21 protein-coding genes are annotated in these 20,379 nt (G+C 71.3%); 8 read left to right on the top strand and 13 right to left on the bottom strand.

Going from position 1 to position 20,379, the window contains the following annotated elements:
• Nucleotides 1–84: 84 nt before the first annotated feature.
• The 7 genes from ACGFU6_RS33940 to ACGFU6_RS33910 form a co-directional block, all read right to left on the bottom strand.
• Nucleotides 85–1,668, bottom strand: a complete 1,584-nt coding sequence (locus ACGFU6_RS33940; protein WP_393616413.1) for a dipeptide ABC transporter ATP-binding protein — start codon at nt 1,666–1,668, stop codon at nt 85–87.
• On the bottom strand, nt 1,665–2,654 hold the full coding sequence (locus tag ACGFU6_RS33935) for an ABC transporter permease (RefSeq protein WP_393616412.1): 990 nt from the start codon (nt 2,652–2,654) through the stop codon (nt 1,665–1,667). Before ACGFU6_RS33935 ends, ACGFU6_RS33940 begins: the two co-directional genes overlap by 4 nt.
• Nucleotides 2,651–3,634 (bottom strand): ABC transporter permease, encoded by a 984-nt coding sequence (locus tag ACGFU6_RS33930; RefSeq protein ID WP_393616411.1) that lies wholly within the window; start codon nt 3,632–3,634, stop codon nt 2,651–2,653. Before ACGFU6_RS33930 ends, ACGFU6_RS33935 begins: the two co-directional genes overlap by 4 nt.
• A 2-nt stretch (nt 3,635–3,636) precedes the next feature.
• Nucleotides 3,637–5,355, bottom strand: a complete 1,719-nt coding sequence (locus tag ACGFU6_RS33925) for an ABC transporter substrate-binding protein (RefSeq protein WP_393616410.1) — start codon at nt 5,353–5,355, stop codon at nt 3,637–3,639.
• A 218-nt stretch (nt 5,356–5,573) separates the two neighbouring features.
• Nucleotides 5,574–5,669: an Ms4533A family Cys-rich leader peptide gene (locus tag ACGFU6_RS33920; protein ID WP_327338899.1), complete on the bottom strand. Its 96-nt coding sequence runs from the start codon at nt 5,667–5,669 to the stop codon at nt 5,574–5,576.
• Nucleotides 5,670–5,826: 157 nt separating this feature from the next.
• Nucleotides 5,827–7,158, bottom strand: a complete 1,332-nt coding sequence (locus tag ACGFU6_RS33915; protein WP_393616409.1) for a DUF3152 domain-containing protein — start codon at nt 7,156–7,158, stop codon at nt 5,827–5,829.
• Between the two features lie 8 nt (nt 7,159–7,166).
• The gene (locus ACGFU6_RS33910) at nt 7,167–8,132 is read right to left on the bottom strand and encodes an alpha/beta hydrolase (RefSeq protein ID WP_393616408.1); all 966 of its coding nucleotides are present in this window, start codon (nt 8,130–8,132) and stop codon (nt 7,167–7,169) included.
• Nucleotides 8,133–8,241: 109 nt separating this feature from the next.
• Between ACGFU6_RS33910 and ACGFU6_RS33905 the strand changes: the two genes are divergently transcribed.
• From ACGFU6_RS33905 to ACGFU6_RS33890, 4 genes are all read left to right on the top strand, one after another.
• The gene (locus tag ACGFU6_RS33905; protein ID WP_393616407.1) at nt 8,242–8,457 is read left to right on the top strand and encodes a hypothetical protein; all 216 of its coding nucleotides are present in this window, start codon (nt 8,242–8,244) and stop codon (nt 8,455–8,457) included.
• Nucleotides 8,458–8,626: 169 nt separating this feature from the next.
• Nucleotides 8,627–9,268, top strand: a complete 642-nt coding sequence (locus ACGFU6_RS33900) for a TetR/AcrR family transcriptional regulator (protein WP_018105511.1) — start codon at nt 8,627–8,629, stop codon at nt 9,266–9,268.
• Between the two features lie 132 nt (nt 9,269–9,400).
• Nucleotides 9,401–9,628, top strand: coding sequence for a DUF3107 domain-containing protein (locus ACGFU6_RS33895; protein ID WP_024490505.1), 228 nt, complete (start codon nt 9,401–9,403; stop codon nt 9,626–9,628).
• A gap of 261 nt (nt 9,629–9,889) precedes the next feature.
• Complete coding sequence (locus tag ACGFU6_RS33890) at nt 9,890–10,159, top strand: hypothetical protein (RefSeq protein ID WP_393616406.1); 270 nt, start codon at nt 9,890–9,892, stop codon at nt 10,157–10,159.
• A gap of 16 nt (nt 10,160–10,175) precedes the next feature.
• Here the strand turns inward: ACGFU6_RS33890 and ACGFU6_RS33885 are convergent, their stop codons facing one another.
• Complete coding sequence (locus ACGFU6_RS33885; protein WP_393616405.1) at nt 10,176–10,910, bottom strand: ferritin-like fold-containing protein; 735 nt, start codon at nt 10,908–10,910, stop codon at nt 10,176–10,178.
• A 451-nt stretch (nt 10,911–11,361) separates the two neighbouring features.
• Between ACGFU6_RS33885 and ACGFU6_RS33880 the strand changes: the two genes are divergently transcribed.
• On the top strand, nt 11,362–13,293 hold the full coding sequence (locus ACGFU6_RS33880; RefSeq protein WP_393616404.1) for a DEAD/DEAH box helicase: 1,932 nt from the start codon (nt 11,362–11,364) through the stop codon (nt 13,291–13,293).
• A gap of 104 nt (nt 13,294–13,397) precedes the next feature.
• Nucleotides 13,398–14,249, top strand: coding sequence for an alpha/beta fold hydrolase (locus tag ACGFU6_RS33875; RefSeq protein ID WP_393616403.1), 852 nt, complete (start codon nt 13,398–13,400; stop codon nt 14,247–14,249).
• A gap of 28 nt (nt 14,250–14,277) precedes the next feature.
• On the opposite strand, the gene ACGFU6_RS33870 is transcribed toward ACGFU6_RS33875, so the two are convergent.
• Entirely contained in the window at nt 14,278–15,165 is an 888-nt protein-coding gene (locus tag ACGFU6_RS33870) for an NYN domain-containing protein (protein WP_393616402.1), read from the bottom strand.
• A gap of 222 nt (nt 15,166–15,387) precedes the next feature.
• Between ACGFU6_RS33870 and ACGFU6_RS33865 the strand changes: the two genes are divergently transcribed.
• Nucleotides 15,388–15,540: a hypothetical protein gene (locus tag ACGFU6_RS33865; RefSeq protein WP_393616401.1), complete on the top strand. Its 153-nt coding sequence runs from the start codon at nt 15,388–15,390 to the stop codon at nt 15,538–15,540.
• A gap of 75 nt (nt 15,541–15,615) precedes the next feature.
• Here the strand turns inward: ACGFU6_RS33865 and ACGFU6_RS33860 are convergent, their stop codons facing one another.
• The 3 genes from ACGFU6_RS33860 to ACGFU6_RS33850 all read right to left on the bottom strand — a co-directional run bounded on the left by ACGFU6_RS33860 (nt 15,616) and on the right by ACGFU6_RS33850 (nt 17,986).
• A complete protein-coding gene (locus ACGFU6_RS33860; RefSeq protein WP_371776280.1) occupies nt 15,616–16,221 on the bottom strand; it encodes a MarC family protein in 606 nt (201 codons plus the stop codon).
• A gap of 173 nt (nt 16,222–16,394) precedes the next feature.
• A complete protein-coding gene (locus ACGFU6_RS33855) occupies nt 16,395–17,264 on the bottom strand; it encodes a PHP domain-containing protein (RefSeq protein WP_393616400.1) in 870 nt (289 codons plus the stop codon).
• Between the two features lie 77 nt (nt 17,265–17,341).
• The gene (locus ACGFU6_RS33850) at nt 17,342–17,986 is read right to left on the bottom strand and encodes a DUF6758 family protein (RefSeq protein ID WP_393616399.1); all 645 of its coding nucleotides are present in this window, start codon (nt 17,984–17,986) and stop codon (nt 17,342–17,344) included.
• A 157-nt stretch (nt 17,987–18,143) separates the two neighbouring features.
• Between ACGFU6_RS33850 and ACGFU6_RS33845 the strand changes: the two genes are divergently transcribed.
• Nucleotides 18,144–19,376 (top strand): MFS transporter, encoded by a 1,233-nt coding sequence (locus ACGFU6_RS33845; protein ID WP_393616398.1) that lies wholly within the window; start codon nt 18,144–18,146, stop codon nt 19,374–19,376.
• A gap of 121 nt (nt 19,377–19,497) precedes the next feature.
• Here the strand turns inward: ACGFU6_RS33845 and ACGFU6_RS33840 are convergent, their stop codons facing one another.
• Nucleotides 19,498–20,082, bottom strand: coding sequence for a suppressor of fused domain protein (locus ACGFU6_RS33840; protein ID WP_393616397.1), 585 nt, complete (start codon nt 20,080–20,082; stop codon nt 19,498–19,500).
• Between the last annotated feature and the right edge of the window lie 297 nt (nt 20,083–20,379).

The raw sequence follows: 20,379 nt of genomic DNA, 5'->3' as shown, positions 1-20,379 counted from the left end.
GCACCACCGAAAGGGGTGAACCGTCGTAACTTTCCCACCCCCGTAGCGTTCCGTCGCGCTATAGAGGCAGTCGACTACGTACGGTCAGGCGGCTGCGGGCTCCGCGCGGGCCGCGCGGCGGACCGCCGCGAGTGCCGGATCGAGCACCGGCACGGCCGCCAGGAGCTGTTCGGTGTACGGGTCACGGGGCTGTCCGTAGACCTGTTCCACCGGGCCCTCCTCGACGATCCGGCCGTGGCGCATGACGGCCACCCGGTCGCTGAACTGGCGTACGACCGCGAGATCGTGCGCGATGAAGACCAGTGCGAGCCCCAGTTCCCGCTGGAGTTCGGCCAGCAGCGCGGTCACCTGGGCCTGGGTCGTCACGTCGAGGGCGGAGACCGCCTCGTCGCAGACGATCAGTCTCGGTTCGGCGGCCAGCGCCCGGGCGATGCCGACGCGTTGGCGCTGCCCGCCGCTGAATTCGTGCGGATAGCGGTCGTACTGGTCCGGGTCGAGCCCGACGCGCTCCAGCAGGTCCCGTACGCGCGCCCTGATCGCGCCCTCGTCGCGCTGCCCGCGCGCCCGCAGCGGGTCGGCGACTGACTCGCCCACGGAGCGGCGCGGGTTGAGCGAGGAGACCGGATCCTGGAAGACCATCTGGACCCGGTCCACCCGGCGGAGCGTGCCGGAGGTGGGCTCCAGCAGGCCGACGAGCATCCGCCCGAGCGTGGTCTTGCCGCTGCCGCTCTCGCCGACGATGCCGAGCGTCTCGCCGTGGCGGACGGTGAGGGAAACCCCGTCGACGGCGGCCAGGGCGGACTTGCCCCGGCCGAACACCTGCCGCAGGCCGTCGGCCTCGACGAGCACCTCGGCACCGTCCGGCACCGCACGCCCGCCCCCGCCGCCCGGCTCCGGGGCGATGCGCGGCACCGCCGACAGCAGCGCCTTCGTGTAGGGCTCGCGCGGCGCGCGCAGGACCTCGGCCACCGGCCCCCGTTCCACGGCGCGTCCCGACCGCATGACCAAGACCTCGTCCACCGACTCCGCCGCCACGCCCACGTCATGGGTGACCAGCAGCAGGCCCATGCCCGTCTCGTGGCGCAGCCCGTGCAGCAGGTCGAGGATCTGGGCCTGGACGGTGACGTCGAGCGCGGTCGTCGGCTCGTCCGCGATCAGCAGCTCCGGCTCGCAGGCCAGCGCCATGGCGATCAGCGCGCGCTGCCGCATCCCGCCGGAGAACTCGTGCGGCCGGGAGCGGGAGCGGCGTACCGCGTCCGGAATGCCGACCCGGTCCAGCACCTCGACGGCCCTGGCCCGGGCCGCCCTCCGGGAGACCCGGTTGTGGACCCGGTACACCTGGGCGATCTGGTCGCCCACCGCGTAGTACGGGTCCAGCGAGGAGAGCGGGTCCTGGAAGACCATCGCGGCCTTCGCCCCGCGGAGCCCGCGCAGTTCCGCGTCACCGGCGGCCCGGACGTCCACGCCCGCGACCCGCACCGAGCCGCCGACCTTCGCGCCGGTCCCCCGGTGCAGTCCGAGCAGGGCGTACGCGGAGGCGCTCTTGCCGGAGCCGGACTCACCGACGACGCCGAGCGCGCCACCGGCCTCCAGCGAGAACGACAGTCCGCGCACCGCCTGGACGTCGCCGAAGGAGATCGAGAGATCGGTGACCTCGACGAGACTCATGACAGCACCACCCGTCGGTCGGCCATCGCCTGCAGGATGTCGGCGACGGCATTGGCGAGGACGACGAAGAACCCGGTGACGAGCACCAGGCCGACGACGACCGGGAGGTCCACGTTCCGTACGGCCGCGACGAGTTCGCGGCCGACCCCCGGAATCCCGAAGAGGGACTCGGTGAGCACGGCGCCGCCGAACATCGCGCCGATGTCCACGGCGCCGAGCGCGATCACCGGGGCGAGCGCACCACGCAGGGCGTGCCGTCCGACAATCACCCGCTCACTGACCCCGTACGCCCTGAAGGTGCGCACATGGTCCTCGGCGAGCGTCTCCAACATGGAGGCACGGGTCATTCGCGCGTACGGGGCGGCGGAGACGAGCGCCAGCGAGATCCAGGGCAGCAGCAGGTTCCAGGCCCACTGCTCCGGATCGTCCCGGAACGGCACGTAGTCCGGGAACGGCAGGATCTGGAGCGCGGTGACGCAGATGATGATCAGCAGCAGACCGATCACGAAGACCGGCGTGGCCATGCCGGCCAGGGTGATCCCGGTCAGGACGCGCTCGGTGACGCGGCCGCGCCGCCACACCGAGAGCACTCCGGTGCCGACCCCGAGCACCATCCACAGCACGAAGGCGCCGACGGCGAGGGAGGCGGTGGCCGGCAGCTTGGTGACGATCAGCTGGGTGACCTGCTGGCCGCTCTGGTACGAGAGCCCGAGGCAGGGGGCCCGGCAGTGCACCACACCGGTTCCGGTGGAGTAGTCGCGGCCGGTGACCAGCGCCTGGAGGAAGTGCGCGTACTGCACGTACACCGGGTCGTCGAGCCGTAGCTGCTCGCTGACCTGGGCGACCTGGGCGGGCGAGCAGCGCGGACCGCAGGCGATCTGCGCGACGTTGCCGGGTGCCACGTAGAACGCGGCGTAGACGACGACGCTGAGGGCGAGCAGCACGAAGAGTGCTCCGCCCAGGCGCCGCAGCAGGAAGGACGTCATGCCCCGGCCTCCTTCTTCGCGCCGGTGCCGATCCGCAGCCGGGAGGCGGCGCGCGGGTCGAGCGCGGTGCGCACGCCCTCACCGAGGACGGTCAGCGCCAGCACGGTGACGAAGAGCAGTCCGGCCGGGATCAGCAGATAGGTGGGCGCGGCCTGGTACCAGGTGTCGGCGTCGCTGAGCATCTGTCCCCAGGACGGTGTGGGCGGCTTGATGCCGACGCCGAGGAAGGAGAGCGCGGCCTCGACGACGATGTTGGACGGGAAGAGCAGGACGGCGTACGTGATGACGGGCGCCGCCAGCGCGGGCAGCAGCTCGCGCCGGGCGATCTGCCAGGGACCCCAGCCGCTGAGCCGGGCGGCGGCGACGTGGTCGAGCGATTTCAGGGCGAGGGTCTTCGCGCGCACGACCTTGGAGATGTGGGTCCAGCCGACCAGCCCGACGAGCAGCGCGATCAGTACCGGGCGCGGGAATCCGGCCGGGACGACGGCGAGCGCGCCGAGGGCGGCCACCATGACCGGCAGGGCGACCATGACGTCGGTGATCCGGCTGAACACCTGGTCGACGAAGCGGTTGCCGAGTCCGGCCGCGAGGCCGACGGCGACGCCGATGGCGACCTGGAGCAGCGTCGCGCCGAGCGCCACGCCGAGCGAGACGCGGGCGCCGTACACGATGCGGGCGAAGAGGTCGCGTCCGGTGAGCGGTTCGACGCCGAGCCAGTGCTCGGCGCTGATCCCGCCGAAGGAGCCGAGGGGCACCCCGCCGGTCGCGGAGTCGACGAGATCCGGGTGGTACGTGGTGGGGTTCTGGCCCTCGATGCCCGCGAGCAGCGGTGCGGCGAGCGCGGTGAGGACCAGCAGGGCGACGAGGACGGCGGCGACCGGGGCGGAGCGCCGGGTGCGCAGCCGCCGCCAGAACGGATGGGCCCCGGAGGCGGGGGCCGCGACGGCCCCCGCCTCCTTGACCAGCAGTGTTTCGGTCATGGCTACTTGACCGCGACCTGCGAGATGTCGAGCACGCCGGTCCAGTCGCTGATCACCACGTTCTTGACGGACTCGCCGTACAGGCGCTTGTAGACCGGGTGGAACAGCGCCACGGTCAGCGCCTGCTCACCGACCTTCTTGTCGAGCGCGCCCCAGCGCTTGGCGGCGGCGCTCAGGTCGGTCAGCTTGTTGATCTCGTCGATCTCCTTGTTGACCGAGGGGTCGTTCAGCTGGGAGGAGTTGAAGTTGTACCCGGCCTTGACGATCTGGCGTCCGTCGAAGACCGGGGCGAAGAACGGGCCGCCCGAGGGCCAGTCGGCGCCCCAGCCGGCGAGGAAGAAGCCGGGCTCGGTCTTCACGTTGTAGACGGTGTCGGAGTAGGCGTTGTCCTCCAGGCCCCGGAGCTTGACGGTGATGCCGGCCTTCTTCAGCGCCTCCTGGAGCGCGGTGGCGATCTCAGGGCTTGTGGCGAAGTTCTTCTCGTTGTCGTGCGTGAGGGTGACGGTCAGCCCCTTGGGGTACCCGGCCTCCTTCAGCAGCTCCTTCGCCTTGGCCGCGTCGCCGTTCTTCCCGGCCGGGAAGGCGTCGTACGGCGTGTAGCCGAAGGAGGCCTGGTCGGGCAGGAAGGTGGTGGCGGGCTCGGCGAGGGAGGATCCGCCCGCGGCGTTGACGACGGAGGTGCGGTCGACGGCGTAGGAGATCGCCTGGCGCACCTTCGGGTTGTCGAACGGCTTCACCTTCGGGTTGAAGGCGATGTAGTTGGTGAAGCCGAAGTGGCCGGTGCCGACCCGGGCGGCGAGCTTCTTGTCGCCGCTGACCTTGGCGAGCTCGGCCGGGCCGAGGTTGGTGTCGGTGGTGACGGCGGCTGCGTCCGCGCCCTGCGAGGCGGACAGCCGCTGGTTGATGACGGCGGAGTCGAGCCCGGAGCGGACGTCGATGCGGTCCGGGTAGGCCTTGCGCTCCTCGTCGGTGGCGGCCGACCAGTGGGTGTTGCGCTCCAGGATGAGGCGCTCGCCGTCGCCCTCGTTCTTCACGACCTTGTACGGGCCGGAGGCGAGCGGGTGCTCCTCGTACTTCGTGCCGGTGTCCTTGGCCTTGGGTACGGGGGTGGTCTGGGTCTGGGTGGCCAGGAAGGGGAACTCGCCCTCGGGCTTGTTGAGGTGGAAGACGATCGTCTTCGCGTCGGGCGTCTCGATCGAGTCGAGGCCCTTCTTGTCCTTGTACGGACCCTGGTAGCCGGCCCCGCCGACCAGCCAGTCACGCAGGTACGGCGCGCCGCCGGAGAGTTCGGCGGCGAAGGAGCGCTCGACGCCGTACTTGATGTCGGCGCTCGTGATCGCGGTGCCGTCCTCGTACGTGAGGTTGTCCTTGAGCGTGTACGTCCAGACGGTGGCGTTCTTGCTGGGCGTGCCCAGGTCGGTCGCCAGGTCGGGGACGACCTTGGAACCGGCCGCGCCGTCCTCCCGGTTGCGGGTGGTGAGGGTGCGGAAGACGAGCGAGGGGACGTTGCCGCCGCCGGAGGTGTAGAGCCGGCCGGGGTCGAAGTCCTCCTGCGGGGCGCTGTTGAGGACGGTGAGCGTGCCGCCCTTCTTGGGCGCGCCCGAGCCGCTGTCGCTCCCCTTGCCGCTGCCCTCGGGCCCGCAGGCCGCGGCGCCCGCGGCCACGACGAGTACTGCGGCGGCCGCTGCTGCGCGGCGCGGTATGACGGACGGTTGACGCATCGGAAGGTGACCTCTCGGAGAACTGCCTGGGTGGGGATACGGAAGTGCATCCGTGCAGGCGGCGAGAGGGACATGTGCGTACGACCGGTCGGTACCGGGACCGGAACGCTGGAACTGCCGCGCCTGCGGACGGAGTACGCCCGGTGCGGCGGTCGGGAAGGGCCGGCCGGCCCGTCGGGGCTCGGACGGCAAGGGGCCGACGCGCACTCGGGCAGGCGTCAGCAACAGTCGACGTCGGCGACACTGTGCCCGGTCACACCGATGAGCGCCAGCTCGATGGCCGCGCGTTCGGAGGTGAGGGGGCTGTGTGACATGCCGAGAAATATGCGGCGACAGCCTGTGCGGTGTCAACGCCATGCGAGACAGCCGTCTCACTATTCGGACAAGGGTGCCGGGAGATCACCCCCGCGCGTCCGGCGTCCGGTCTCCCGGCCACCGGACCGCGGCCGCTCGCGCGGCCGCGATCCGGGCTCAACCCTTCGGGTACACCCAGGCGTTGGGCTTGCACTTGATGTTGTCGATGTCGAGCGATTTGGTCTGCTGCTGCATCACAGGAGCGAGGGTGCCCGGCGTGCGGCAGCTCACATGGTTGCGCCCCAGCCGGTGGCCCACCTCATGGTTGATCAGCATCTGCCGGTAGGAGTAGAGCTTGTCCGGACCGAAGGTGGACGAGCCCTGGGCCCAGCGATAGGCGTTGATCATCACGCGCTCGGTGGCGGCGGAGTCGCAGGAGACGTTGTCCTCCGTCGTGTCCAGACCCGACTTCTCGCACCAGACCCCGGTGGTTCCCGGACTGGCCAGCGTGATCACGAAATCCGGATCACCGGTGGAAGTCCGTTCGAAGGTCATCGCACCGTCGTGTGCCCAACTGCGTTCATCATTCAGGGTCTTCTGGACCGCCTGGGCGAAGAGCGCGGAATCGAGCCCGAGCCCCTTCTCGACATCGATCCGGTAGACGTACCTGTGCCCCTTGCCCGGAGCCTTCGCCACCCCGGGTACGGCCGCGAATTTCCCCGAGCCCTTGAGCTTCGGCGCCAGCGGAAAGGCCTTGGCCATCTTCTGCTCGTACGAGAGGGGCTTGACCGCCACCTTGGGCGTGGGGGTGTTCCTGTCGTCCGAACGCGAGGCGCCGTCGGCGCCGTCCCGGTCGACTCCCGCCGCCTGCGCCTCGCCGGACCGGCCGCCGCTGTCGTGGGCGACCTGGCCCGCGACGACCACCGCGAGCACCGTGGTCACGGCGGCGGCCGCGATACCGGTGAAGGTGCGGCCCCTGCCGCCCCTGGAGTCCTTGGGCGCGCCGTCCTCGCTGTCCGGCGGCTGCTCGTCCCAGTCACTGACGGAGCCGTACGGGTCGGCGGGGGCGGACCGCTCCGGCGCCGGGGTGGCGCGGGGCGGCCGGGCGGACGGGGCGTCGAACGCCTCGACGAACTCCCTGCGCGGGCCCGGTATCAGCGACTTGGTGCCGGTCCCCTGCGCGTTCCGCGGCGCCTGCGGATGCTGCGGCACGGAGGCCTCGCCGCCGCTGCGGCCGGGTTCGGTGCGGGACGGCGGGCCGGGGCGCCCGGCGGCTCCGGCGCCCCAGCCGCCGCCCGGTTCGCGTTGCTCGGGGTGACCGCCGCGCACCTGCGGCGCGCCCTGGAACGGGGCGGGTCCACCGCCGGCCTGCGGCGCCTCGCCCGGCCGCCTGCGCCGGCCGTTGCCGGGTGCGGGCCGGGTGCCCTCTCGCCCGGCGCCCGGTTCCGCCGGGGCGGGCCCGGCCTCCGGCGCCTTGGCCTCAGGGCCCTTTCGACTGTGTCGTCCCACGCCCCGGATCAGCTCCCGCCGTCTTCGTCGAGCAGTTCCCGGAACGCCTGGGCGACCGCCTCCGGGTACTCCATCATCGCCACGTGCCCCGCGTCGGGCAGTGTCAGCAGGCGCGAATCGCGGAAGGCCGCGGACGCCCTGCGTGCCATCCGGTACGAGACGAGCCGGTCCCGTCCGCCGTACACGAGCTGGGTCGGCGCGAGCACCCGCTCGGCCTGACGCCACAGCCCGTGCTGACCGCCCAGCGTGTACGCATCGACGATGCCACGTGCCGAGCGCGCCATGGCGTCCCAGAAGTACGGCAGTTCCAGCCGTCGCTCCATTTCGGCCACCGCCGCGCGGAAGCCCGCATCGGAGACGCGTGCCGGATCGCCGTAACAGAGTGCCATGACTCCGCGGGTGCGTTCTTCCGCGGTCCAGTCCCGGCTCATCCGCGCGAACAGGGATACGAGCCCCGGAACCGCGAGCAGGGCGGTGGGCGCGGCCGACAACTGGACCCGGATCTCGGGGAGCGCGGGCGAGATCAGGGTCAGCGTGCGCACCAGGTCGGGGCGGACCGCCGCGACCCTGGTCGCCACCGCACCGCCGAGGGAGTTGCCGAACAGGTGGACGGGCCCGCGCTCGCCCGCGTCCAGGAAGCGGATCACCGCGCGGGCGTGTCCGGTGACCGAGTAGTTGCCGTCGTCGGGGGGCGGGGAGTCCCCGAAGCCGGGCAGGTCGAGCGCCTCGCCGTCCACCACGTCCTGCAGCAGCGGCATCAGGGCCGACCAGTTCTGCGAGGAGCCGCCGAGCCCGTGGACGTAGAGGGCGGGCGCCAGGCCCGTCCGCTCCGGGGGCCGCGATCGGACGTTCAGCGTGAGTCCGGCCAGCGTGACGGAGCGGAGTCTCTCGCCCTCCGCGACCCTGACGGCGCTCACCGTGGGGGCCACCGCTGCGGCGGCGGCGCGGACTCCCGGCAGCTCGGTCGAAGACATGTGGCAATGTTACGAGACGATCACACCGCGATTCGTGTGTTCGCCGTCACACACCGCATAGCGGCATCGGGGCCGTGCTCCTAGGCTCGGAGCAAGGAAGGGAGTCACCATGACGGTCGACCCCAGCGACCCGGAGTCCTTCGAGGGCGTCCAGCCCGACGGACCCGGCCAGGAGACACCCGAGGCGGACGCCGCCGAGCAGCGGACGGAGCTGCGCCCCGAGGGCGACGAACCACTGACGGAAGTCGACCGGAACCGTGCGAACGAGGCGGACGCGGCCGAACAGGCCCGCGTCGTCACGCACGACGAGGACGATTACCGCTGAAACGTCCCGCTATACGGCACAGGTCAAGGGAATCTGTGGCTACCGCGGGCGTCCGGTCCATGAAATTCTGCGTCCGCGCCGCGCATACCCGGGTTACCCGAAAGTACGATGGCGGTACGGCGCAGCGAGTACGGAACGGTTGTGCCGGAACACAATTTTGGGAGGCGGCGTGACAGCCATCGAGCAGACCGAGGCGGCGCGCCCGCGGGGCACTCGCCTGCCGCGTCGCGCCCGACGCAATCAGCTTCTGGGCGCCGCCCAGGAGGTCTTCGTCGCGCAGGGCTACCACTCCGCCGCGATGGACGACATCGCGGAGCGGGCCGGGGTCAGCAAGCCGGTGCTCTACCAGCACTTCCCGGGCAAGCTTGAGCTCTACCTGGCCCTGCTCGACCAGCACTGCGAGTCGCTGCTCCAGGCGGTCCGCACGGCGCTCGCGTCGACGACCGACAACAAGCTGCGTGTGGCCGCGACGATGGACGCCTACTTCGCGTACGTCGAGGACGAGGGCGGTGCCTTCCGGCTGGTCTTCGAGTCGGACCTCACCAACGAGCCCGCCGTGCGCGAGCGGGTGGACCGGGTCTCGCTCCAGTGCGCCGAGGCGATCTCCGACGTGATCGCCGGCGACACGGGGCTGTCCAAGGACGAGTCCATGCTGCTCGCCGTGGGCCTGGGCGGGGTGTCCCAGGTGGTCGCCCGCTACTGGCTCTCCAGCCGGTCCGCCATCCCGCGCGACACCGCGGTGCAGCTGCTCACCTCGCTGGCCTGGCGGGGCATCGCGGGCTTCCCGCTGCACGGCATCGACCAGCACTGAGCGGGGCGGCCGGCGCCCGTGTTCGCTGCGGGCGTTGCCCGCCGACCCCTGGCCACCGTCCGCAGCGGGCTAATGTGTGCTGCGTACGGCGCGGTTCACCGCGCAGGGACTGACCGTCGGAGGGACATAGCCGTGGAGGTCAAGATCGGGGTGCAGCACACGCCCCGGGAGATCGTTCTGGAGAGCGGGCTTTCCGCCGAAGAGGTCGAGAGCGCGGTTTCCGAGGCTCTCGCCGGCAAGGCGCAGCTGCTCAGCCTCACGGACGAGAAGGGCCGCAAGGTCCTGGTGCCGGCCGACCGGATCGCCTACGTGGAGATCGGCGAGCCCAGCACGCGACGGGTGGGGTTCGGCGCCCTCTAGAGGCGCGCACGGACACAGTGACCGCGCAAAGCGGCCCGGTGGGGAATCCCCCGCCGGGCCGTTTTCCGTTGTGCCCGGGGGTGCGAGCCCGAGCAGGGCCGTCCCGCGCGGCGGCGGCCGTTCATGTACGACAGCCGAACTCCTGTGCGTTCCTGTGCGACGCCTGGGCGAAGCCTGTCCGCCGGGGGATTGTGTTCCGCGGCCCGGGGGTAGTACCGCGTAGACCGAATTGCCCGCCCCGTACCTGCGAGGTGATCGTCTGTGATCTTGGAAACCCTGGGCTCCGTCGTGCTCGGACTCGCCCTCTCCTGGGCGGCCCTGCGCTCCTTGTCGCCCCGCCTCCCGTCCCGCCGGGCCGTCTTCGGCACCGGCGCGCTGGGGGCCCTGTTCGGCCTGTATCTGATGCACTCGGTGCTGGGCCCCGGCCACGCGGCGGCAACGCTGATCGGCGCGGCGCTCATCTCCGCGGTGACGGTGTCCCTGCTGATCCGGCCGCGCAGCCGCCGGATCAGCCGGTCGGCGGCTGCCTGACACCGCGGGAGCGGTGCTACGCCGCAAGCCCCAGGGTGGCCATCCGCTTGGTGTGCGCCTCGGTGATCCGCGAGAACATCCGGCCGACCTCGGCCAGATCGAAGCCGTCGGCCACCCCGCCCACCAGCATGGTGGACAGCGCGTCGCGGTCGGCCACCACGCGCTGCGCCTGCGAGAGCGCCTCGCCCATCAGCCTGCGCGCCCACAGCGCGAGCCGGCCGCCGAGCCTCGGGTCCGCCTCGATCGCGGCGCGCACCTTCTCGACGGCGAAGTTGCCGTGTCCCGTGTCGTCGAGGACGGCGAGCACCAGGGAACGGGTGTCCGAGTCGAGCCGGGCCGCGACCTCACGGTAGAAGTCACTGGCGATCGAGTCACCGACATAGGCCTTGACCAGGCCCTCCAGCCAGTCCGACGGTGCGGTCTGGCGGTGGAAGTCGTCGAGCGCCTTGGCGAACGGCTCCATCGCGGCGGTCGGCTCCACCTCGATCGCCGTCAGCCGGTCGGTCAGCCGCTCGAAGTGGTGGAATTCCGCGGACGCCATCTTCGCCAGCGCCGCCTTGTCACCCAGCGTCGGCGCGAGTTTCGCGTCCTCGGCGAGCCGCTCGAAGGCCGCCAGTTCCCCGTAGGCGAGTGCTCCCAGCAGGTCCACGACGGCGGCGCGGTACTGCGGCTCCGTGGACGCGGTGGCCCAGTCCTGGTCGGCGATTCGGGTGGATGCGGGGGTTTCCGTGGCGTTGTCAGGCGTCTCCATGGAGCGCAGAATAGCCCGCCCGCCGGGGGGTGGACGGGTCCGCCCGCAGACTGACGTCACACCGTTCCGATGAATTCGCCCGACACAGATGCGCGAATCCGGGGTACAGTGGTATTGCGCTTACTGAGCATTTTGCAACTGCTCGTGGCGCGAAATTGAATGAGGATGCCCGGTCGGTGGCCCGATCGGCTCCGACCCGACAGCCCTCCACGCGGTGCGTACGCCACGTACGACCGCAGATGAGGGGCCCCCTCAGCGGCACGAGCGCTCGAGCGACGGCAGTGGTCCCGCGCCACCCGGCCCATCCACGGCCGGATGACCAACCCCGGCACGGTACGACCCCCTTCGTTCGCCTCGGACCGCGTTTCACAGAAGAGGCAATACCCTGACTACGTTCCGAGACCTCGGGATTCTTCCCGAGACGGCCGAGGCCCTTGAGTCCGTCGGCATCATGTCCCCCTTCCCCATCCAGGAGATGACGCTCCCCGTAGCGCTCTCCGGCTCCGATGTCATCGGGCAGGCCAAGACCGGCACCGGCAAGACGCTCGGTTTCGGGCTGCCGCTGCTGGAGCGCGTCACCGTCCCCGCGGACGTCGAGGCGGGCCGGGCCGCGCCCGAGAAGCTCACCGACGCGCCGCAGGCACTGATCGTCGTCCCCACCCGTGAGCTGTGCCAGCAGGTCACCAACGACCTCCAGACCGCCGGCAAGGTCCGTAACGTCCGCGTTCTCGCGATCTACGGCGGCCGGGCGTACGAGCCCCAGGTGGAGGCCCTCAAGAAGGGCGTCGACGTCGTCGTCGGCACCCCGGGCCGGCTGCTCGACCTGGCGGGCCAGCGCAAGCTCGACCTCTCGCACATCCGCGTCCTCGTCCTCGACGAGGCCGACGAGATGCTGGACCTGGGCTTCCTGCCCGACGTCGAGCGCATCATCACGATGCTGCCGGCCAAGCGGCAGACCATGCTGTTCTCCGCGACCATGCCGGGCGCGGTCATCAGCCTCGCCCGTCGCTACATGTCGCAGCCGACGCACATCAACGCCACCTCGCCCGACGACGAGGGCACGACGGTCAAGAACACCGCGCAGTACGTCTACCGCGCACACAACATGGACAAGCCGGAGATGGTCTCCCGCATCCTCCAGGCCAACGGCCGCGGACTCGCGATGATCTTCTGCCGCACCAAGCGCACCGCGGCCGACATCGCCGAGCAGCTGGAGAAGCGCGGCTTCGCCTCCGGCGCCGTCCACGGCGACCTGGGCCAGGGCGCCCGCGAGCAGGCGCTGCGCGCCTTCCGCAACGGCAAGGTGGACGTCCTCGTCTGCACCGACGTCGCGGCCCGCGGTATCGATGTCGAGGGTGTCACCCACGTCATCAACTACCAGTCCCCCGAGGACGAGAAGACCTACCTGCACCGCATCGGCCGCACCGGCCGCGCGGGTGCCAAGGGCATCGCGATCACGCTGGTCGACTGGGACGACATCCCGCGCTGGCAGCTGATCAACAAGGCGCTGGACCTGAAGTTCCCGGACCCGCCGGAGACGTACTCCACCTCCCCGCACCTGTACGAGGAACTGGACATCCCGGCCGGCACCAAGGGTGTCCTGCCGCGCACCGAGCGCACCCGCGCCGGTCTGCGGGCCGAGGAGATCGAGGACCTCGGCGAGACGGGCGGCCGGGGCCGCAAGTCCCCCGCCGCGTCGGCACCCGCCGTCCGCGAGGAGCGCCCCCCGCGCACACCGCGTCAGCGCCGTCGCACCCGGGGCGGTTCCGCCGCCGAGGAGAGCGCCGCCACGGTGCCCGCACCGGCAGCGGAGGCCGTCGAGGCTCCCGCCGTCACCGAAGCCCCCGCCGAGCCGCGCACGCCGCGCCGGCGTCGTCGCGGCCGCGTCGGCGCCCCGGACGTCGCGGCCGAGGACGAGGTGGAGACGGCGCAGGCCGCCCCGGTCGTCGTCATCGACACCGAGCCCGAGCCCGTGGTGAAGACCCGGACCAGGGCCTCCAGGGCCAAGGCCGATGTCACCGTCGAGGTGGCGGCAGAGGCCGTGCCCGCGGCGAAGCCGCGTCGCAGCCGCGCCCGGGTCGTGAAGCCGGTGACGGCGGAGGTCGACTTCCAGACCGCCCCCGTGGCCGAGCCCGCCGCCGAGGCCGGCACGGTGACCAAGCCGCGCCGCCGCGCCCGGGTGATCAAGCCGGCCGAGGACGAGGTCGACTTCCAGATCGCGCCGATCGCCGAGCCGGAGAACGACAGCAGGCCGCGGCGTCGCACCCGCGCCGCCGCCAAGCCGAAGACGGAGGCCGTGGCGGACGCCCCGGTCACCGAGGGCGAGGCCAAGCCGCGCCGGCGCCGGGCACCCCGAGCCGCCGCCGCGAAGACCGAGAGCTGAGAACGAGAGCTGAGGCCGGCGCCCGAGCGCGCCGGATGTGTGCCCGACGGGCCCGAGGGATCCCCCTCGGGCCCGTCGGGCGTTGCACGGCATAACCTCGTCCCATGAGCCGGCCACCCACCTTCGTCCCGCCGCCCTGCACCCGGGCCCGTACGCTGCACACCGCGCGCGGCGACTTCGCCGTCCTGGACGCGTCCCCGCGTACCGCTCCGCGCGGCACCGCGCTCCTGCTGCCCGGCTTCACCGGCAGCAAGGAGGACTTCATCGCGATGCTGGAACCGCTGACCGACGCCGGGTACCGCGCGGTCGCCGTCGACGGGCGCGGGCAGTACGAGAGCGAGGGGACGGACCGCCAGGAGTCCTACGCGCAGGCGGAGTTGGCGCGCGACGCACTCACGCAGACGGCCGCGCTCGGCCTCGGCCCCGGTGACGGCGGCGTCCACCTGCTCGGGCACTCGCTGGGCGGGCTGGTCGCACGCGCCGCGGCCATCCTGGATCCGGCACCGTTCCGGTCGCTGACCCTGATGTCGTCCGGGCCCGCGCAGGTCGTCGAGGCCCAGCAGATCAAGGCGAAGATCCTGGGTGACGCGCTCGCGACCATGAGCATGGACCAGGTCTGGGAGGCCATGCGCGCCTTCGACCCGCCCGCGGAGGCCGAGACGGGCGGCGAGGACCTGCGGCGGCGCTGGATGCGCCACCGCCCCGCCCAGCTGATCGCCACCGGCCGCCAGCTCGCCACCGAGCCCGACCGGGTGGCCGAGGTCGCCGCCACCGGACTGCCGGTGCACGTCGTCTCCGGCGAGCGCGACGACGTCTGGCCGGTGCCCCTGCTCGACGAGATGGCCGAGCGGCTGGGCGCCCGCCGGACCCGGATCGAGGGCGCCGAGCACTCCCCCAACACGGACCGGCCGGAGCCGACGGCGGCCGCCCTGGTCTCCTTCTGGGACAGCCTGTAGCCGAGGGCGCCGCGGGCCCGGCCCCCGATCAGTACTGCGACTGGAGGTGCTGCCAGAAGCCGTCGCGCAGCGCCCGCCGCAGGTGGGCGTGACCGCGCAGCGAGTGCTGGAGCAGGCGCTCGGCCTCGACCAGCAGGTCCTGGTCGACGGAGCCCGGCAGGTACGGGTGTCCGGGGAGCAGGTCGGCCAGGGAGTCACGGCCGCGCGCGGCGAGCCAGGCCGCGGCGATCTGCGTGCCGACGAAGCGGACGTCGTCGCGCGAGGGCGCCGGGGAGTCGTCCTCGTAGGTGGTGACGGGGCGTCTGGTCACGTAGGGGCGGCAGAAGTCGAGGTCGAAGGTGCGCTGGCTGTCGACCTCCCAGAGCAGTGGTTCGGCCTGGTTGCGGCCTTCCGCGGCCTCGATGCCCCAGAGGTGGACGCGGGCCCCGTACCCCTGTGCGGCCTCGACGGCCGACACCAGGTCCTCGTCGCCGCCGACGAGTGCGGCATCGCTGATGGCGCGGTGGCGGGCGAGGGATTCGAGGTCGGTGCGGATGAGTGAGTCGACGCCCTTCTGCTGGTTGTTGGCGTTGAGGTTGCCGAGCCTGACCTTGACGTCGGGGAGTTCCGCGATGGACTGCTGCTCGACGGTGTGGATCCGGCGCCTGGCCCCGTCGTACCAGTACACGCGGAGAAGCCGGCTGTCCGCGAAGATCGTGCGGGCCTTGTCGATGAAGGCCTCGATCAGCCCCTCCGAGTCGAGGTCGAAGGAGCGCCGGTCCTCGGTGCCGGTGACGAGCAGCCCGGCCGCGGCGTACACATAGCCCGCGTCGACGAAGATCGCGTGGGTCGAGGGGGTCTTCGACACCTCGGCGAGCACGCGCTGGAGCAGTTCGTTGGTGCGGTCCAGACGCTCGCCGATCTCTGCGTCGTTCATACGGACCTCGTCGCGGATGTCGTCGTCCGCGCATGCTCGGTTACCTGCTGGTACTTAGACATCCAAAAAATTTCCTTAGCGTAGGGAATGATTGCAGGAGGCAAGCCGTTGTACACCTCGTGGGGCGCGAGGCGTACCAGCCTGGCGCTCCTCATCCTTGCGGACGGGTCACCCGTCCTCCCAGTAGTTCTCCAGCAGGAGGATCAGACGAAGGGAAGCCGTATGCGCTTCGAGATCATGCGACTCGACGATGTCGACGGTACCGCCGTGGACAGCACCGTCGTGGACGCCGCCTCCGTCAACCGGATCGTGCAGCAGGCCGCGGCATTGGGCCAGCGCATCTACATCCGCCCGGCCGACACCTCGGCCTTGTAACACCTTGCCGATTTAAAGACGAAGCGCCCCCGCACGGATCGATCGTGCGGGGGCGCTGTGCCGCGCGGGGCGGGGTCAGGCGTTCTGGATGACCTGGGTGACGCCGTTGATGATCTGCTGCACGGCGATGGCGGACAGCATCATCCCGGCCAGCCTGGTGACCAGCACGACGCCGCCGTCCTTGATGACCCGGATGATCAGCAGCGAGTAGCGCATGGTCAGCCAGAGCACGACGTGCATGGCGACGATCGCCGTCCAGACGGAGAGCTGGCTCCCGAGGCTGTCGGCGTGCTGCACGGCGAGGATCACCGAGACGATCGCGCCGGGACCGGCGAGCAGCGGCATGCCGAGCGGTACGAGCGCCACGTTGACATCCTTCGTCTGCGTCGGCTCGTCGGTCTTGCCGGTCAGCAGGTCCAGCGCGATCAGCAGCAGGAGCAGACCGCCCGCGATCATCAGCGCGGGTACGGAGACGTGGAGGTAGTCCAGGATCTGCTGGCCGAGCACTCCGAAGACGGCGATCACGCCGAAGGCTACGGAGACCGCCTGCAGCGCCATCTTGCGCTGGGTCTTGGCGGGTCGGCCGGCGGTGAGGGCCAGGAAGATCGGGGTGATTCCGGGCGGATCCATAATCACAAAAAGCGTGAGAAAAAGGGATCCGAAGACAGCGACGTCGAACACAGTGAGCCTTGCGGGGAGAGAGCGGGAATTCGGCAGGGGCAGCGCACCGGACGAGTGCCGGACCGGCCTCCGCCGGAGAGTCCGGCGGGCAGCCGCGGCGGGACGGTGCGCGGGGGTGGTGCGGGCGGCGTCACGGTGCGGCGCGGCCGGGTGGGGCAGTGGCGCGCGGGCCGTTACGGGACGAGCGGTCCGCCGGCTCCCGGCACGGGGAAGGCCCCGGTGGCGCGGCGGGTGATCTCGCCGTAGATCTCGGGGTCGGTGACGTTCTCGCCGAGCCGTACGGTCTTGCGGCTGCCGTGGTAGTCGCTCGACCCGGTGGCCAGCAGCCCCAGCTCGCGGGCGAGCCCGCGCAGCCTGGCCCTGGTCGGCTCGTCGTGGTCCATGTGGTCGGCCTCGATGCCGTCGAGCCCGGCCGCGGCCAGCTCCGCGACGGCGGATTCGGGGATCACGTGGCCGCGCTTGACGGCTGCGGGGTGGGCCAGGACCGTGACGCCGCCGGCGGCCTTGACCAGCCGGACCGCCTCGAAGGGGTCGAGCTCGTGCTTCTCGGCGTGGGCGCGCCCGCCGTCGGCGAGCCACTGCGGGGTGAAGGCGTCGGAGACGCCCGGCACGACGCCGAGCTCGACCAGTGCGGTGGCGATGTGCGGCCGCCCGACCGATCCGTCGCCGGCGATCCGCGCGACCTGCTCCCACTCGACCGGCACGCCCAGCTCCTGGAGCTTGCGCACCATGGTCCTGGCGCGCGGCACCCGGTCGTCGCGCACCAGCTCGCGCTCGCGCGCCAGCTCGGGCTCGTCGGGGTCGAAGAGGTAGGCCAGCATGTGCAGGCCGCCCGCGCCTTCGAGCCGGCAGGACAGCTCGGCACCGGTGACCAGGGTGAGCCCGGCGGGCAGGGCCGCTATCGCCTCGGCGTGCCCGCGGACCGTGTCGTGATCGGTGAGGGCGACGACGTCCAGACCCGCGGCGGCGGCATTCCGCACCAGCTCGGCGGGGGTGTCCGTGCCGTCCGACGCGGTGGAGTGGGTGTGCAGGTCGATGCGCACGACTCGGACTCCAGTGCTCGCGGCCGGATGGGGGGACGCCCAAGGATAACCGGCTCACGCGTGGGTTCCGGACCCGCTCAGGGACCGCTCAGCAGCCGGGGGGTGAGCGCGCCGCAGGGCACCAGGTCGACCTCTCCCCCGGCGTCACGCAGATCGGTGAGCACCAGTTCGTCGTACATCAGGAGGCCGGACTGCTCGGGCCAGACGATCGCCCAGAGCCACAGGCCGCACGCCTCACCGGCGAAGACGGCCCGGTCGGCGGGGGCGTCCTTCACGTGCCAGAGCGGACTCGGGCGTCCGGCGGCGAGCACCTTGACGTCCGGCGGGCCGTCCACCCGCAGGTACGGGCCCGGGTCGGGGCCGTCGATTCCGGCGTACCGCGCACCGAGTCCCACGCCGAGCTCCTCGGCGACGAGCAGCAGCTCACCGATGCCGCCGAGCGGCCCCGGTCCGGAGCAGGCCACCGCGGTGGCCCGGCCGCCGCCCCGGTCGTCGCCCGCGCACGCCACACCGGTGAAGAGCCAGCCGACCGGCAGCGGCCAGGGCATCCACACGGGCACCCGGGCGCGGTGCACCACCACACCGAGCGCCTCCACACCGGGCGGGATGACCGGCTGCAGCGGGTGCACGCTGCCGTGCACATCGCACTGCCAGGTGTCGTCGAAGAAACCGGGCGCCTTGACCCGGCCTCCGCACTTCGGGCAACTGGGTTCGCCCCTCATAACAACCAACCGTCCTCCCCGGCCGTCGCCGCGTCAAGGACGATCACCCTTCCGCAGCGCGGCTCTCATCAGGGCATTTAGATGTAGCTTGCATTCATTAGCCCCTCTAACTTATTCTGTGCATAACGCATCGATCTAGTGGAGAGCGAGTAGTCCCATGCAGGGAGAGGATCCGTTCGACTCAGGAACGGTCAGCATCCTGCGCCAGCCGAAGGCCGTCTGGGCCACAGCGGGCGCTTCTGTTGTCGCGTTCATGGGAATCGGCCTGGTTGACCCGATTCTGCCGTCCATCGCCAAGGGTCTGGAAGCGACGCCGAGTCAGGTGTCCCTGCTCTTCACCTCCTACTTCCTGATCACCGCCGTGGCGATGCTGGTGACCGGTTTCGTCTCCAGCCGGATTGGCGGGCGCAAGACGCTGCTGACCGGGCTGGCGCTCGTCGTGGTCTTCGCCGCACTGTCCGGCACCTCGTCATCCGTGGCGGAACTCGTCGGCTTCCGGGCCGGCTGGGGCCTGGGCAACGCCCTCTTCGTCTCGACGGCGCTCGCGGTGATCGTCGGCGCGGCCGCGGGCGGCAGCTCGGCGGCGATCCTGCTGTACGAGTCGGCGCTCGGCCTCGGCATGGCCTGCGGGCCGCTGCTCGGCGCGCTGCTCGGTGACGCCAGCTGGCGCTACCCGTTCTTCGGGACCGCCGCGCTGATGGCGATCGGCTTCGTCTGCATCACGGCGTTCCTCAAGGAACAGCCCAAGCCGGCGAAGAAGACCTCACTGCTCGACCCGATCAAGGCGCTCGGCCACCGCGGGCTCGCCTCCGTCGCCGCCTCGGCCTTCTTCTACAACTACGCGTTCTTCACGATCCTGGCGTTCACGCCGTTCGTGCTGAACATGTCGCCGTACAAGTCGGGCGCCGTCTTCTTCGCCTGGGGCCTGCTGCTCGCGGTCTTCTCCGTACTGGTCGCACCGAGGCTGCAGAAGCGCTTCGGCTCGCTCAAGGTGGTCGGCGTCTCACTGGTGCTGCTCGCCGCCGACCTGGTGATCCTCGGCTACGGGAACCACACCACGGCCATCGTCTGCACGATCGTCTCCGGCGCCTTCATCGGCATGAACAACACCGTCTACACGGAGCTGGCACTCGGGGTGTCCGACGCGCCGCGTCCGGTGGCCAGCGCCGGTTACAACTTCGTCCGCTGGTTCGCAGCGGCCGCCGCGCCCTTCCTGGCCCCGAAGATCGAGGAGTGGAGCAACATCCACATCCCGTTCGTGGTCGCCGCCGTCGCCGCCGTCATCGGCGCGGTAGTCGTCTGGGTGCGGCGCTCGGCCCTCACCCACGAGGCGGAGGAGCTGGAGCCGAAGCACGCCACCGAGGACGGCGTCACGGTCTTCGCCAACTGAACCGCCGGGCCGGGTCCCGATCCCGGCCCCGCACCCGAACCGCTCCGCCCCGCCCGCGGCCTCCTCCTCGCCGCGCGGCGGGGCTTTCGGCGCTTCCGTACGCCTCGCCGCCCGCCCGGTGTCAGTCCAGGGTCACCGGAGCACGCAGCGGATCGCGCAGGTCCGTCCCCCGGGACAGCCACCGCTCCTGGAGCTCCTGCGCGCCCCGGACCCGCTTCCAGGCGGCCTCGTTGTGCGTCATCGGCAGCAGCGGCAGGAACCGCACCGCCTCCATCGGCGCGTCCAGTTCCAGATCCTCGACCAGGCCCCCGGGCTCGGCGACGAGCACGGAGCTGAACGGCGCTCCCGGCCACAGCGGCTCACCGAGGTCCAGCGAGGCGCCGGGAGCCACGATCACCCCCTCCACCTGCGGCGAGGCGGCGAGCACCGCGAGCTTGCGCAGCACCTGGTCGGTGTCCGCGAGGCCGGCCCGCACCGAGAGGACCAGTTCCGCCCGAGGTCCTTTCACCGGGTCGGCGAAGGGGTCGGAGGGGTCGGCCATCGGCTGCGCGGACATGCCGAGCGTGGCGTACCTCACCACGTCGCCGTCGATGAACCGGAGCACCTCGATCCGGTCCGTACCGAGGAATGTCACTGCCGCGCGTGCGTCCGGTTCACCCAGGCCCGTCCGCAGACGGGCCTCGACCAGAGCAAGAATTTCTGCCATGTGGCGAGCATAGGACGCGTATGGAACGGGCAAAGTAAGAGATTGGCCCTGTGCCTGCTGATAGCCTGGGCCCGCCGGTCGGGACAGCACGCAGAAGCGTCGCTCTCAAGTCCCGACGCAACGTCGTCCCTCACGGGGGACCGACCGGAGGAGGTGGGGCTGCGGTGGATCCAAGTCGACCGTGCAGTACCAACCGCTCTTCCGCCCGACACCTTTCTTCTGTGATCTGACGCCTTCCCGGCCACGGCCCATGGCGTTTCGCACGACGGAAGAGCACCCCCTTTTTGCCTGTCTGTA

This window comes from Streptomyces sp. NPDC048462, assembly GCF_043200175.1.
In the GTDB taxonomy this organism is placed as follows: domain Bacteria; phylum Actinomycetota; class Actinomycetes; order Streptomycetales; family Streptomycetaceae; genus Streptomyces.
This window is presented reverse-complemented; position numbering and strand designations above follow the sequence as displayed.

Excerpts from the sequence above, each read along its gene's own strand:
- ACGFU6_RS33885 (WP_393616405.1), bottom strand. The coding sequence starts at position 10,910 with ATGGAGACGCCTGACAACGCCACGGAAACCCCCGCATCCACCCGAATC.
- ACGFU6_RS33905 (WP_393616407.1), top strand. The coding sequence starts at position 8,242 with ATGACGGTCGACCCCAGCGACCCGGAGTCCTTCGAGGGCGTCCAGCCC.
- ACGFU6_RS33910 (WP_393616408.1), bottom strand. The coding sequence starts at position 8,132 with ATGTCTTCGACCGAGCTGCCGGGAGTCCGCGCCGCCGCCGCAGCGGTG.
- ACGFU6_RS33940 (WP_393616413.1), bottom strand. The coding sequence starts at position 1,668 with ATGAGTCTCGTCGAGGTCACCGATCTCTCGATCTCCTTCGGCGACGTC.
- ACGFU6_RS33850 (WP_393616399.1), bottom strand. The coding sequence starts at position 17,986 with ATGAGGGGCGAACCCAGTTGCCCGAAGTGCGGAGGCCGGGTCAAGGCG.
- ACGFU6_RS33845 (WP_393616398.1), top strand. The coding sequence starts at position 18,144 with ATGCAGGGAGAGGATCCGTTCGACTCAGGAACGGTCAGCATCCTGCGC.
- ACGFU6_RS33870 (WP_393616402.1), bottom strand. The coding sequence starts at position 15,165 with ATGAACGACGCAGAGATCGGCGAGCGTCTGGACCGCACCAACGAACTG.
- ACGFU6_RS33875 (WP_393616403.1), top strand. The coding sequence starts at position 13,398 with ATGAGCCGGCCACCCACCTTCGTCCCGCCGCCCTGCACCCGGGCCCGT.
- ACGFU6_RS33920 (WP_327338899.1), bottom strand. The coding sequence starts at position 5,669 with ATGTCACACAGCCCCCTCACCTCCGAACGCGCGGCCATCGAGCTGGCG.
- ACGFU6_RS33865 (WP_393616401.1), top strand. The coding sequence starts at position 15,388 with ATGCGCTTCGAGATCATGCGACTCGACGATGTCGACGGTACCGCCGTG.
- ACGFU6_RS33880 (WP_393616404.1), top strand. The coding sequence starts at position 11,362 with ATGTCCCCCTTCCCCATCCAGGAGATGACGCTCCCCGTAGCGCTCTCC.
- ACGFU6_RS33925 (WP_393616410.1), bottom strand. The coding sequence starts at position 5,355 with ATGCGTCAACCGTCCGTCATACCGCGCCGCGCAGCAGCGGCCGCCGCA.
- ACGFU6_RS33840 (WP_393616397.1), bottom strand. The coding sequence starts at position 20,082 with ATGGCAGAAATTCTTGCTCTGGTCGAGGCCCGTCTGCGGACGGGCCTG.
- ACGFU6_RS33930 (WP_393616411.1), bottom strand. The coding sequence starts at position 3,634 with ATGACCGAAACACTGCTGGTCAAGGAGGCGGGGGCCGTCGCGGCCCCC.
- ACGFU6_RS33935 (WP_393616412.1), bottom strand. The coding sequence starts at position 2,654 with ATGACGTCCTTCCTGCTGCGGCGCCTGGGCGGAGCACTCTTCGTGCTG.